This window comes from Candidatus Thorarchaeota archaeon, from assembly GCA_021498125.1.
In the GTDB taxonomy this organism is placed as follows: Archaea; Asgardarchaeota; Thorarchaeia; order Thorarchaeales; family Thorarchaeaceae; genus B65-G9.
The window spans coordinates 436928-451068 of the sequence record JAIZWL010000001.1; the positions used below are offsets into that span (position 1 = coordinate 436928).

The 14141-nt window shown below is 48.3% G+C and carries 12 protein-coding genes; 9 read left to right on the forward strand and 3 right to left on the reverse strand.

What is annotated here, in order from left to right:
• Positions 1-17 precede the first annotated feature (17 nt).
• The 4 genes from K9W43_02395 (at position 18) to K9W43_02410 (ending at position 3566) form a co-directional block, all read left to right on the forward strand.
• Positions 18-1658: a GTP-binding protein gene (locus K9W43_02395; protein ID MCF2136065.1), complete on the forward strand. Its 1641-nt coding sequence runs from the start codon at positions 18-20 to the stop codon at positions 1656-1658.
• A 76-nt stretch (positions 1659-1734) separates the two neighbouring features.
• The gene (locus K9W43_02400; GenBank protein ID MCF2136066.1) at positions 1735-2079 is read left to right on the forward strand and encodes a hypothetical protein; all 345 of its coding nucleotides are present in this window, start codon (positions 1735-1737) and stop codon (positions 2077-2079) included.
• A 30-nt stretch (positions 2080-2109) separates the two neighbouring features.
• Entirely contained in the window at positions 2110-2607 is a 498-nt protein-coding gene (locus K9W43_02405) for a nucleoside 2-deoxyribosyltransferase (protein MCF2136067.1), read from the forward strand.
• Between the two features lie 5 nt (positions 2608-2612).
• Positions 2613-3566: a DMT family transporter gene (locus tag K9W43_02410; GenBank protein MCF2136068.1), complete on the forward strand. Its 954-nt coding sequence runs from the start codon at positions 2613-2615 to the stop codon at positions 3564-3566.
• Here the strand turns inward: K9W43_02410 and K9W43_02415 are convergent.
• Positions 3537-4922 carry an RtcB family protein gene (locus K9W43_02415; protein MCF2136069.1) on the reverse strand — a complete coding sequence of 462 codons (1386 nt, stop codon included), beginning with the start codon at positions 4920-4922 and terminating at the stop codon, positions 3537-3539. The two genes, K9W43_02410 and K9W43_02415, sit on opposite strands and share 30 nt — an antisense overlap.
• A gap of 277 nt (positions 4923-5199) precedes the next feature.
• Between K9W43_02415 and selD the strand changes: the two genes are divergently transcribed.
• Entirely contained in the window at positions 5200-6135 is a 936-nt protein-coding gene (gene selD, locus K9W43_02420; protein MCF2136070.1) for a selenide, water dikinase SelD, read from the forward strand.
• Between the two features lie 99 nt (positions 6136-6234).
• On the opposite strand, the gene K9W43_02425 is transcribed toward selD, so the two are convergent.
• Positions 6235-6399, reverse strand: a complete 165-nt coding sequence (locus K9W43_02425) for a hypothetical protein (protein ID MCF2136071.1) — start codon at positions 6397-6399, stop codon at positions 6235-6237.
• A gap of 201 nt (positions 6400-6600) precedes the next feature.
• Between K9W43_02425 and K9W43_02430 the strand changes: the two genes are divergently transcribed.
• From K9W43_02430 to K9W43_02445, 4 genes are all read left to right on the forward strand, one after another.
• A complete protein-coding gene (locus K9W43_02430; GenBank protein MCF2136072.1) occupies positions 6601-7305 on the forward strand; it encodes a GTP-binding protein in 705 nt (234 codons plus the stop codon).
• 62 nt (positions 7306-7367) lie between these two features.
• Entirely contained in the window at positions 7368-8225 is an 858-nt protein-coding gene (locus tag K9W43_02435) for a tetratricopeptide repeat protein (protein MCF2136073.1), read from the forward strand.
• A 139-nt stretch (positions 8226-8364) separates the two neighbouring features.
• Complete coding sequence (locus K9W43_02440) at positions 8365-12243, forward strand: C25 family cysteine peptidase (protein ID MCF2136074.1); 3879 nt, start codon at positions 8365-8367, stop codon at positions 12241-12243.
• A gap of 94 nt (positions 12244-12337) precedes the next feature.
• Positions 12338-12700: a roadblock/LC7 domain-containing protein gene (locus K9W43_02445; GenBank protein MCF2136075.1), complete on the forward strand. Its 363-nt coding sequence runs from the start codon at positions 12338-12340 to the stop codon at positions 12698-12700.
• An 8-nt stretch (positions 12701-12708) separates the two neighbouring features.
• Here the strand turns inward: K9W43_02445 and coaBC are convergent, their stop codons facing one another.
• On the reverse strand, positions 12709-13956 hold the full coding sequence (coaBC, locus tag K9W43_02450) for a bifunctional phosphopantothenoylcysteine decarboxylase/phosphopantothenate--cysteine ligase CoaBC (protein ID MCF2136076.1): 1248 nt from the start codon (positions 13954-13956) through the stop codon (positions 12709-12711).
• Positions 13957-14141 lie beyond the last annotated feature (185 nt).

Here is a 14141-nt window from a genome sequence, read left to right on the forward strand (position 1 = left end):
TTTCTAAGGTGGCCCTCTTGATACACAATACCTTTCTAGTCCGCGAATCAACTAATGAGATACTTGCAACAACTCAATATTGGCCAATTACTGTTGATTTGAAGGATCTAGAAGAATTTGTTACAACAAGGGCCGATCTGAAAAAGTCAGATGCGACGATTCAAGAAATCCCACTTGTCATTGGAGATCACAAGTATCATGGGTGGACCGTTCTTCCTGATTATCTTCTTGTGTTCGTTACTGATGCTCAAGAAGACGAATCTGCTATTTTTGAGCGCATGAGCAAAGCCGCATCTGCACTTAAAAAACGCATTAAGAAAGTTGGATTAGAAAAGACGATAGATGAGTATGTCTCCCTTATTGAGCCATCCATTATCACACGTCTGAAGATTGCCTTAGTAGGTGAAGGTGGTGTGGGAAAGACAACCACACTCCATCTGCTCCTTGGTGATACACCGCCAACTCAGTACGTTCCAACGATTGCACTTAACCTTGAAACCGTTGAGAACATACGCTTTGGAAATTACTCCTTGGTCCTCTGGGACTTTGCAGGACAAGAGCGTTTCCGGAACCTCTGGAAATTCTATTTTCATGGTGCTGATGTTATCTTCTTGGTCTGTGACTCTTCCTTGCGAAACATACTGATCAGTAAAGATATTCTCAAACTCATCCGGCGTGACGCTCCGAAGGTCCCCGTTTTTGCTTTGGCAAATAAGCAAGATTTGCCTAATGCAATGAAGCCCGAGGTCGTTCAAAAGATCCTCGGAGTACCCACGTATCCGATGGTGGCTATCGACAAAGAGCGTCGTGATGAGATGCTCCGGATTCTGATGAACGCTGCTGCGCAATATGTCGGAATTGCACTTCCCGACCTGCCCGCGTCGGAACTTCTACGGTTCAGTAATGAGGCCGCCAGTGCAGCATCTAAGATGGAACATCTTGGAAGCATGGCTGCTGAAGAATCAGATGAAGTTGAAGAAGATGAAGATGCTATCTTAGTTGATGACGAAGATATTGAAATTGATGATTATGAGACCATTGAGATTGTTGAAGAAGTACTTGTTGATGAAGACGGTCACATTATAGAGGACGGCGAAGATTACGAAATCGTCGAAATTGTTGAAGAGGTCATTGAGGACGACTCTGAAGAACCCGGGGAGGCATCTGCAACTGTCGAGGAAGAGCAACCTGAGGTTGTGACCGATTCTACAACCCCTGCCGTTGCCAGTGAACCTTCTGTTGAGTCCTCTCCCAGTAAAGATGCTGGCGGATTGGAAGAACCATCTACTTCGGCCCCTGACGAATTGGCCCAAGGAATTGCTGATGTGCTCATCTCTGACAGGACTGCTGCTGCTGAAGATGTTGTTGATGAATCACATGAGGCCACTCAAGTGTCTGATGAGATACTACAGATTCTAGACTCCGATGATATAACAGTTGATGAGAGTGAAATGAGTGACGTTCCGTCTCCTGAAATTAAAGAAGAGGAGGCAACCGATCTGGACAAGATTCTGGGATCTCTTGATGACAAGCTAAATGACATTCTGCGTGAGGTCTCGGAAGATGAGGATGATACAGCTGACGCCGAAAGCCCCGATGAGGTCGATAGTGAGACTATTGAACATATAAAACGGATAATTGACTCAGATGGCGATTGAGTCGGTTGCTGTTCGTGCTTTTCGTAACACTGATACGTAGAACTGTAATTGATGTTCAGAGGCGTTTCAAGTGAAAATGTCAGATGTTGAAATAGGTAAGAATGTTGAAGAGTTGACTGTCAGAATTATCTCTGTAGCACCTCCACGAATGATGAGCACACGTTCCGGGCGTAAGACACAATTGACAGAAGTCTTGGTCGGTGATGAAACTGGTACGGCCATCCTAAGTCTTTGGGGTTTTGGAGAGGCCAACAATCTCTCGGCTGGAAAAGTGATTAAGATCACAAATGGTTGGGCCAAGGAATGGCAGGGGAAGATGCAGTTATCACTTGGGCGTTCGGGAAAGCTTGAGGAGGTCCCAGATGATGGAACTCTTCCTGAGATAACCGCGCTGCTCAATAGGGGTGGTTCACAAAAATAGACGGAACTCTCTCAAGAGGCAGTGGACGTAATGACAAAGGCATATCTCTCAGGGCCTATCATCCACGATGATTTACGTAAAGACGATTTTTATAGGATTGTTGTGGAAACACTGGAATCTGTTGGTATTGAGGTGTTTGCCCCGCAATTCCTACCCCGTGATTCCCCTAAGAGGATTTATGCTCGTGATGTTGCTGCTGTTCGTCTAAGTAACTTTCTGGTGGCTGAGGTCAGTAATCCCTCATTGGGGGTGGGAATGGAGATCATGCTGGCAATTGAGCATATGATCCCAGTTCTGCTCTTCCGGGACTCACGAGCTTCCACGCTCTCATATATGGTTCAAGGTGCCGATGGTACTGTACTATTTGATTACTCTTCGCTTGATGAGGTTCGCGCAATTCTCTCCAGAATGCATCTTGATGCGCTCTTGGTAAAGAGATGTGAAAAGTGTGAATCCCAAGTTGCAGAGGTTGATGAGGTAGGCCTCCACTGTGTGAAGTGCGGTTACTATTTTCAAGTTGAGGAATGATCCCAATGCTCTCAACCCAGTTACGTACTGGTGTAAATCTACGTGTTGTTCTCTTACTGCTCTTGTCAGTGTCTATGGTTTCAAGTGCCAGTATTCTGATCCGATTTAGCACCTCTCCACCACTTGTCATCGTCTTTTGGCGGACTCTTCTTGGGGCCGCTGTGATGGGCGGTATTGGACTTGCTCGTGGAGATCACAGAACATATTCTTCTGACTTGTTGCATGATAACTGGAAGTGGCTGATCTTTATTGGTGTGGTTCTCTCACTTCACTTCTCAACATGGTTTACCTCACTGTTTATGACAACGGTGGCCGCCAGTGTCGTTCTTGTTAATACCTCTCCTATTCTCACTGGTGTTCTCTCCACACTACTTCTTGGTGAATCTCTCAGGCGGCGTTCGTGGATCGGGATTATCATTGCTGTTTCCGGGGCTATATTCCTTGCATGGAGCGATCTTGTGCAGTCCGGATTTGGAGCTCTTCAAGGTGATCTCCTTGCGCTCCTCTCAGCACTGTTTCTTGCGATTTATTTTATTGGTGGCAGGCGCTATGCAATAGGTCTCCCGATCACAGTATACACATCTATAGTCTATCTGACCGCTGCATTCTGTACATTAATGATATGTCTTGTTGCAGGACTCAGTATAGTTGTTCTCGAACCGACCGAGATTGTGATCTTTATTGCTCTTGCAGTATTCCCTACAGCACTCGGGCACTCTGTGAATAACTATCTTCTCACGATCGTACCTGCACATGTGGTCTCATCGGCAGTTCTTGGTGAGCCTGTAGGCGCTACACTTCTTGCAGCAGTGTTTTTGCAGGAGACTCCTCGGCCAATCACAATAGTATGGTTTAGTGTCATCCTACTGGGTATTGGTGTTGTCATCTCCGATCTCGCATCACAACAACGAGATTTCGATGCTGCTCTTTTATCCCTTGATGACCCCGATGGGCCGTAGTCGTACGACCTTCGTTGCGATCCCCACCGAGTCTGAGACCTTGACTACCTCGTCAACGTCCTTGTAAGCGCCAGGAGCTTCTTCAGCAATACCGATTGCTTTTGGAGATTTCACAATAATTCCTTCACCTGCAAGCTTTCTTTGGACTTCGCGACCGTGATAGATTGATTTGGCCTTTCTTCGGCTCATGAATCTTCCAGCACCATGAGCTGTTGAACCAAAGGAGAGTTCCATAGACTTCTCATTGCCCACCAAGATGTATGAGGCGGTACCCATAGTTCCCGGAATTAGGACTGGTTGTCCAATATGCTTGTACTTGGCCGGGGTCTCAGGATGATTGGGTGGGAATGCCCTTGTGGCTCCTTTTCTATGAACTACGACCTTTCTACGTTTGCCATCTATAGTGTGTTCCTCGACCTTGCCCATATTGTGAGCTACATCATAAATCAGTTGCATATCAAGATCTTCTGGAGATTGGCCATACACCTTTCCGAACACTTCTCGGGCCCAGTGCATCATTGCCTGTCTGTTGGCCCACGCAAAGTTCGCTGCAGCACTCATTGCAGCCAGATAATCTTGTCCTTCGGGAGAGGTGGTTGGAGTACTGCATAGTTCTCTATCTGGGACTTCTACTCTGTACTTTCTCATGGCCTGTGTCATGACCTTGATGTAATCACTACAGACTTGATGCCCTAATCCTCGCGAGCCGCTATGGATCATTACTGTGACCTGTCCCACATGGTCAAGACCCATTGCCTTTGCTGCTCTCTCGTCATAGATTTCGTCTACCATCTGGATCTCTAGAAAATGGTTACCAGACCCAAGTGTGCCGACCTGGCCACGCCCGCGCGCCTTTGCCTGAGCCGAGACCTTTGTTGGATCCGCAAATTGTAGATTTCCTCCCGCCTCTGTGTGTTCCAGATCCGACTCCCAACCCAGGCCTTGCTCTATTGCCCATTTTGCTCCGGATCGGAGTACCTCGTCCACGCCACGATTGCCTTGCAGATTGATCTTGCCAGTCCGACCAACTCCGGTTGGAACGTCGGTGAATAACTGATCAATGAGTTCGTGGATCTTCGGGCGGATATCATCGACATCGAGATTGGTCCTCATGACTCGGACTCCACAATTGATATCGTATCCCACACCACCTGGTGAGATCACTCCCTCTTCGTAATCGGTGGCTGCAACCCCACCAATTGGAAATCCGTATCCTTGATGGCCATCTGGTAAAATAATGCTCCGCGTGTAAATCCCGGGGAGGCAGGCAACGTTCGTTCCCTGTTGGAATGTTGCATCCTGTCCCATCTTTTTGATGAGCGCATCTGATGCGTAGATTCTGACTGGGACCCTCATACATTCTTGCGTACCCTTGGGGATCTCGTAGATGTTGTCGTCAATCTTTTTGATTTCCACACGCTTCACATCCTGATTAAGCCAAGCGCTATAGTGTCATAATTGCTATAAGGCTTATGACCCGTCCCTCGTCGAGCTCGTCAGAGCTCTCACAACTGAAAGGGAGGTAGATTACCAGGTGCCGAATGTAAGGCTCACTGCAATGGTCACAACACACGGCTGAAGCTGCAAGGTCAAGCAGGATGATCTCACACGCCTTCTTCAGGCTGCGGGTCTATTGCCACCAGATGCCTCGCGCCATGGCGATATCGGGGATGATGCAATGGTTCGTATCATCAATGACAACATGGCCGTTGTTGAAAATGTTGATGTCTTCACACCGATATATGACGATCCCTACATACAAGGTAAGATTGTGGCTTGCAATGCCACCAATGATCTCTTTGCAATGGGCGTCACTAACATTGTGTCCCTTCAGGCCTTTCTTGCCTTTCCGAAAGACATGCCGCAAGACATCATTGTCGGTGTGTTGAAGGGAATGAACGATTTCATGAAAGTCTTTGGTGTAGGCATCACTGGCGGTCAAACGATAACTAACCCCTGTCCCGTTCTTGGTGGAATATGTTTGGGTGTGACGCATCCTCGTCATCTCATTCATTCATCAGGAGCTCGTCCCGGTGACGCCGTTCTTCTCACAAAGCCGTTAGGGATTCAACCAGCAATGCGTTCCTATCGTGATCTCCAGAACGAAAAGAGGGATGCGTTACTTGCGCGCTTTGATGAGTCCGAACTTCGCTGGATGCAAGAGGTTTCGGTTCGAATTATGACCCACAGTAACTTAGAGGTCGCTGAGGCAATGCGTTCGGTGGGTGTCGATGCGGCCACCGATGTCACAGGATTCGGTCTACTGGGCCATGCAACAAATGTTGCTGTGCTCAGCGAAGTGGATATTCTCATTCACCGAGTCCCTGTCATCCGTGGAACGCTTGAATTGGCGCGTTTCTTCGGTCATCGCCTGTCTGAAGGATTTGGCGCTGAAACTGCCGGGGGTATGCTGGTATTTCTGCCAAAGGACCGTGTGGGTCAGTTTGTAGATCTCTTGGCCGAAGATGGTCTACCCTGTTGGCCTATTGGAGAGGTTGTTCCTACTACTGGATCACCTCATGCACGACTTGCCGATGATGTAGAGTATATTGAGACCGAGTTCCCGTGAAACTATCTTAAACCAGTTGGCCGGATGGTTGAGGATTTCCGCCGCAAGCGGACGGTCTCTCTCTGATTGCCTGATTCTCTTCTGTCTGCTGGCACGAGGCTATTGTTTGAGGAGATGGTATATCCGGTTAATGAGTTCGTCAATGCCTCTCAATGGAGTCAGGTCTATCTCTGGATCGATGAATTTACGAAGCACTTCTTTTTCTTCTTCGCCAAGATCGTGAAACAGTCTAAATTCCTGTTCAGAGGTCTGTATTTCAGCCACATAACTTCGCCTTATGACGATATCTTGTTATAATATACGCTATTTGACGATTTAACTTCTTGCATTTGAAGTTGACGAGTTTCTTTTCGACGCAATTTTTGGGGCGAAGATGATTCATGAACTATACAAGGGCAAATCATTTAACACTGGATGGATTAGCAAGAGTAACTAAACATAGTGCAGCAATGCAGGTGCAGGCGAATGAAGATAGTTGTAACGGGACCTTATGCTGCTGGGAAGAGTCTGTTGATTCACAATATCACAGAGGGTGCATGCATTAATATTGAGAGGAACGGTACGACCATTGCAATGGATCATGGAGTTGCCAATGTTGACGGGATGAGTGTATTCCTTTTTGGTACCCCGGGTCTCTTGCGTTTTCGTACAATGCGCAAGATTTTGAGCGAGGGTGCTGATGGCATCATCTTTGTTGTTGACTCGGCAGATAAGGAATCAGATGCCCGTGCAAAGTTGTTCTTTAGAGAGATTGCATTTTTCCTCCCGGGAGTGCCATGTGTTGTTGCAGCAAATAAGCAAGATCTTGACGAGGCTCGTGCTGTTGACAAGATGCGGGCGGATATGCGATTTCTGGCAGGCGTTCCGGTCATCCCATGCTCGGCCGAGACTGGTCATAATGTGGATAATATGCTGCGCACATTGCTCTATTTGGCAATGATGCAATGGAGCTCGGTCTTTGTCAAATTTGCAGAGTATAGTGGAAAACGCGATGGTCTCAAGAGGTTAATGGACGATCTCAACATGGATCGCGCACAGGCAGTTGGCTATCTTCGACGATTCGAGCTTCGAAAGCTATTGGAAGTCCAGCTGGGTGATGAACAATTTACAGTCTTTGATGATGTCAAGCCGCTCATGGAGAATCCAACTCTTCTCATGAGGCGTACATGAGGTCAAGTAGAAAGAATCAAAAGCCAGCCACATTGCCTCTGCACCATACTGAGGTGAGTGCTATGTCCGAAAATGAAATGGTTGACCTCGATCCCACAGAACTGTTGGAGCATGCAACGGCCGCCAAAGAGGCTGGCGAACTGTCTGAGGCAGCTAAGTTGTTCAATGCTGCTGGTAATGTCTATATGTCAGTGGCTGAGTACGAAGAGGCTCTACATGCCTTTGAAACATCACTTGATCTCTATCGACAGCTTGAGGACGGAGCTGGCGTGGGTGATGCATTGTATAATATCGGCCTGGCACAGATCAATCTAGAGAAGTGGGATGAGGCAGTCAAGACCTGTGAAGAGGCAGTGAATCTCTTCAAGAGTGCCTCAAACAATGAGGGTTCGGCGGATGCACTCTATGCACTTGCACTTGCTAAGCTTGGGCAAGGAGAATTTGACGAGGCTCTTGATCTCTTCAAGAAAGCACAAAGGGCGTACAAGACTCTTGGCAATCAGCAGGGTGTTGTGAGCACGATCGTTGACATTGGTAACGCCTATGCCGAACGTGAAGACTGGGTGAATGCTGAAAAGATGTTCAAGAAGGCTCTCAAGATTTATCAGGAGTTGGACGATGCCGCAGGGATCGCAGACATCTATTCTCTTCTAGGTGATATTGCTGAAGTCGGCAATAATCAAAAGAAGGCGGCCGAATACTTTGTCGAAGCCGCAGAGCAGTATGTCCGTGCTGAAATTCTTGATGTTGCCCGTGAGGTTGTAGAACGTGCCGAGAGCAAGCTCTGGGACATTCCTAAGGCGACACGTCGGCGTCTCAGAAAACGGGTTGATGATATCATTGACAACCTGCCAGAAGAGACCATGACCGATGATGATGATGAGTTTGATGAGGACTTGCTCGGGATCACCGATGTATGATCTTTTGCATTGACAACTCGGTGGTCTTCGCGGCCGACTGACTGATTGGCCGGCTGGCTAGCTGGCACCTTCATCGTGGAAAACTCTATTTGAATAGGGTGGACATTGGGATTATTCCCCTAGGAAGGAGTGCCACGGAATGAAACCCTCTATTGCCATGACCACTAGTATACTTCTCGTATTTGTCATTCTCTCTCAGACAATGATGATTGCTGGTTACCACAATAACGATGATCTCTCACGCAGTACGATGGGGACACCACTGATCTCGGGGATTCCCGCGGCAAATCAGACCCCTCTTCAAATGGTCACAGTAGTAGCCTCTGATCCGGCCTCCTATCTCGACGAGTTCTCATACATGGCCGCAGTTCCCTCCGCAGTGTTCTATGATGGCAGTACTCAGTACCTCTCTCCTCTCATCTTGAGTGATGGTTCGCAATCCGAAAAGTGGTTGCTTGAAGACTGGGCAGAATATCTTGGACCCGATGGTGGGACCAAACAGCTGCGCATAATCGGCGATGTTCCGTCCTCTCGTGTTGCGGATTTTCGTAAGACTCTGGGCACTTCGGTCTTTCCATATATTCCTAGCAAGGACCCTGATGAGGTTGCAGCAATGCTGGCGGTGTCAGACTGGCAGTCCTCCGACATTGCGGTATTTGCGCTTTCGAGATTGGCTATAACTTCTCCTTCGTCCTTGACGGGTAGCTCCTCTTTTTCCTTCCAGAACGACCCGATGCAAATTGAAAGTAAGACCGTGACTGTGAGTTCGACTAATCCAGTCACACTCAACTTTACGCCACCTGCTGGAACTGGTTGGATCGAGGGGTCTTTTGACTGGCCAAGTTCGTCACTCTATTTTACGCATATCCTCACAGATCCACAGGGTCACATTGTTGATTATTCAGTTCGGAGCCAGACCTATCAAGAGCGTTTCTCTTCCTATGTTAGCAGCCCCGTCCCCCTCAAGTTCTGGCTTCCAAATACTAATGCCGGAGAATGGAAACTGACCCTTTTCCCCGAGGCAAGTGTTAGCTCACCCGTGACCGTCACTGGATCACTCATCTATCATCCAGGTCATACCGAAACCGTCGTCGTCCCTGCGAATGCCAAGTCCCTGTCCCTAAATGTCAGCTGGGACAATAGCGCCACTGATCTCAATGTTGCACTGATTGATCCGACTGGTAGGCTTGGAGCTTGGGCGCCAGCCGGAAGTATAATTGCCAATCCGGGTTTTGAGAGTGTGCATGTTCCGTATCCCATGGAGGGTACGTGGACTGCAATAGTGTCTTGGATGAATGCGACCTCTGAGCATAACGGTGTGGAGATGGTCTGGGACGTTACCACGATCTCCCCTGAAGTAACACCGTATTTGGAGTCAGCTGCGAATGGAGCAGTTCTTGCCTCCCTTCTCAATGCGCCTCTTCTCTATGTCACTCCCGATTCAATTCCTGAAGTGACCCAGTGGGCTATCGATCATCTTGGTGTCACTACCAGTTTTCTTGTTGATCCGGCATCACTGCATACTTCAAGTCTTACCTCTGCATTAGATGCGTTCTCCTTTGTCAATAACCTCAACAATTACAAACTTGTGTCCCAGTGGATCCAAGCTCTCTCGAAGAGCCATGATGTTGTCGTCACGGTCCCTCATGGTAATGGCGACGAGCTCTTTGCTCCAGCTGCCTATTCCGGTGCTGTCCATGGGGCGCCTGTATTCTCTCTGTGTGGGGACAACAATCAACTGACATCATATGCGGAGGCGACATGGGCTCCTTATCTCATTGGTCCCGAGATTGATATCTACGTGACCAGTCGTTATACTACTCGCACAGAAAACGGATGGTATGATGAGCGAATCCCCAACCGTTATACTATGCAACATACTGCGAGCAGCTTTGAGACCTTTTTGGATGATCGTGGTGCCTACAATGCAACCGCGCCGCAATCAGTAGTGGTTCTTGCCTCAGTGGATGAGATCAAACCGAGTTTTGATAGATCTATCCAGTCCCATTTCGCACCGGGACGCATTCCCGCCAAGACCGCGGCATTGGCCTCGACAATGGTCACACGGGCCGCACTTCATAGATTCCTGTTCCGTGTTGCTGATTCCGCTGATGATGCGCTTGTCTCTATGTACGCCTATACTGAAGATGCTGGATTTGTGGACAATAATTTCGATTACTATATTGTTGATCAGTACGAGAATTCCACCAGCATGATGGAGGACGCGGGGTTCAATGTGGAGACTCACATTGGATATCAGGAGGTCTTCTCGACTATAGCATCTCAGGTTGCGCTCTGGACCTTTAGTACCCATGGTAGTCTTACCCGGTATCCCACCGACCCCCCTGATCGACCTGATGGCGCTGGTCTCTTCTCTCTCCGCGACATTGATGCACCTTATGGTATGGAGACCTCAACAGCCCGTGATGCTAATGGGGATCATCTTGTTAATCCTGTTCTCTATGAAGAGGAGAGTACCCACCATCGTATCGAGAGCACCGAGAACCTTGAAGCGGCCATCGGAGATATCGGGTCGCCAATCGTAATCATAACGGCATGTCTTCTAGGGGGGACACGTCTTCCTAGTATGATGATGGAACATGGTGCAGTTGCAGTCATGGCATCTCCTAGGACAGTCTATTTCCAGCCAGCGGCGATGCTCTCCCTTCTCGTGATGAAGAGTCTGACAGAGGGAACAGATACTGGGTACGCACTCAGTCACGCTCTGTCAACAATATCTACTGACTATACTGATCCATTCCCCAGTGGTGACCCACGCGATTATGCGAACCAACACATACTCTATGGTGATCCCGGTGTCCATCTCTACGAGCCTGGCTCTACACCACGAGTGACTGCTCTCAATCCCAACACACTGTCCATCAATGGTCATGTTCCCAGCCATGGTCTTCCCGATGTTGCCGCATTGGGCTCGACCGACTATCTTCCCACAGCATTAGAACATAATGCGATCAGTTTTGATTTTTACAATGCCGCTAACTTTTCAGAGTTTGTCCGGTTCATAAGCCTCCGCCGGACGGTCATTATTGAACCCGGCACTATTAGTTCATTTTCTACTCTTCTCGCACAAAACCGTGACGCATTAAGTTCCTTTGTCACGAGTGGCGGCACACTCGTTGCATTGGGGGTGACCTCTTCAATTACTTGGCTCCCGTGGTCTGTGACCTATAATTCAACATCGACCAGTCAAAATGTCACAATTCTTGATCCGGGCCATCCACTAGTATCAGTTCCGAATGTATTGTCAACCGGGCTTTCTTACAGTGGGATGTTCACACGATTCTGGGCAAACTTCACAGTATTAGCCGAGTCACCCTCCGGTGATCCCGTGCTCATCGCTTCCACAATTGGATTTGGTAAGGTGGCATTGACCACAATTAATCCTTCCACCTCATTGCGTGACTCATTTATTGAGAATGTAGTATCTTGGAGTAGCCAACCATCCATCATACTTGAAAAGATAACCCTGAGCGAATATGTGATCTGGGGTGGCGATCACTTTACCATCACTCTCTATCTCGATGATGGTCGTGGTCATGGGCTCTCTGGTGCGACTCTTCGTGTCCTGATCAATGATACTGATGTATCGACCATGATCCATGAGGAAGGATCTGGTATCTACACCATTGCCATATCATCCGACTGGACCAATCAGCACCAAGGTATCTTCTGTCTGGAGGTTTATGCATCTAAGACCGGATATGATACACTTACTGCATTTCTTCCAAAGTTTGTCTATATCCGTCCCTCTCCATGGTTGGCCATTGGTGTCGTGGGTGGAGTCTTTGCACTCTTCGTGGGATTGTATGTATACAGGAAACGTAAACTCGGTGAGCCCCTCTTCGAACTCAGGCGTCCGAAAAAGCCTAAGCCGCGCCGCACCTCAGGATTTGTTTCCTCTTCCCGTCCTATCTCAAAAGAGGAGGCCGAGCGTTTAAGGAAAGAACGTGAGAAGAAAGAACGCGAACGCGATCTCAAAGACTATTTTGGAGTGTGAAATGCGCAATTTAGCTATAGATTAGACCCTAAATGACAACAAGATTTTATAGCATCGCAAAACGACTAATCATTACTCCAAGAGGGTTCTAGTAATGTCGAGTCGTGTCGAACGAATCAATGCAGCAATCCGGGACTTTGACACCGTGCCGGGTGTTGAGGGTGCCGCTCTTGTATCAATTGATGGACTGATGATTGCCTCAGCTCTTCCAGAGAGCGAAGAGGGGCGAGTCGCTGCAATTAGTGCTGCAATGTTATCACTTGGAGAAAAGGCCACAAGTGAACTCAATCGTGGTACTCTTCAGGAAATCTATGTCAAGGGTGATCGTGGGTATACGCTTCTCACAGCAGTGGGTGATACAGCTCTATTGCTTGTCCTAGCAAGGGCTGAAGCACAGCTTGGTCTCATCTTTGTTGATATGAAGCGGATGGCAGAGACTCTAGTAGAAATCCTGTAGACATCTGACTAGTGCTGATGCTCTTTCAATCTCTCTACTATTGTATTTACCACACGTCTTGCGATCTCACTCTTTGGTGCAAGCGGAATCTTCTCAATGAGCCCCTTCTCTCCCACGATGAGGACCTCGTTAGTGTCAGTACCAAAGGCCACTCCTGATCGTTGTGCGTCATTCCCTATTACGAGGTTGCAGATCTTTGCATCTATCTTTTTCCGGGCTCTCTCTACAAGCTCCTCATCAGTCACTCCTGACTCCACTTTGAATCCGACAATGAAGAGATCTTTCTGATGATGTCTGGCAGCGTCTATCACCTTTTCAGTAGGCACCAGCTCAATCGAGTACTTCTCTCCTGAGGGTCTCTTTCGATCTTCTGTCTGCGCAGGCGTAAAGTCAAGAATTGCCGCAGCGGAGATCAATGCATCCACTCTGACTCGGTCCAGTGCGGCTATGACTGCATCAAGCATCTCCTTGGAGGTTTCTACATGTACTGTCTCAGCTAGAGTCGGGGGGGTGAGGCATGTTGGCCCTAAGATGAGGGTGACGGTTCCTCCTCTGAGTAGAATCTCCTTTGTAATTGCAATCCCCATCTTTCCCGATGAAGGGTTTGTGATGAATCGTACTCGATCAATCCATCCCCGAGTAGGACCTGCTGTCACGACAAAGTGTTTTCCCACAAGATCGTTCGGCCCCAATGTTGCAAGTACATAATCCACTATTGTATTCACATCGGGAATCTTGGCCTTTGCCTCCTCCATTCGCGGATTGATTATGCGGACATTGAGCTGTTGGAGTTTTTGTAGGTTGTCCAAGACGGCAGGGTGTTCGTACATTGATTTGTGCATGGCAGGAACAATGATGACTGGTATCCCTGCACCGATCGCTGATGAGAGGGTCGTGGTCACCGGTGTGTCGTCAATGCCATTGGCCACCTTTCCGATCGTATTGGCAGTGGATGGGGCAACGAGCACAAGATCAACGTGGTCTGCGTGCTTTCCAGCAAGCGTCACATGCTCTATCTGTCCGGTCAGCTCCGTGACCACCGGGTTCCCTGTGGCCCATTCAAGAGCATACGGATGGATGATTTTCTGTGCGCTATTGCTCATGATCGGATAGACCTCAGCTCCGTGTCGCATGAGGGCTCGTGCAAGTGCTACCGATTCGACAGCAGCTACGCTTCCAGTGACGCACAGTGCTATTTTTTTCCCATCAAGGATTTTGCTCTTGCTTCCAATTATCAACTTGGATGTATGTTCCATCAGCAATCCCAGCAGTTCTCTACATTATTCCCTGATAAAGAGACCGCGCGCTCAGAAAAAAGAATATTTGTGGCTTTATACTATATAGTTCTCTCCTGTATTGATGGTGCCCTCTCATTGGTGACTTTGACCGCTATTTCAGCAGAGTTTGAGTTTGGGAAAGGCATATATGAGCGGAAGAGGTT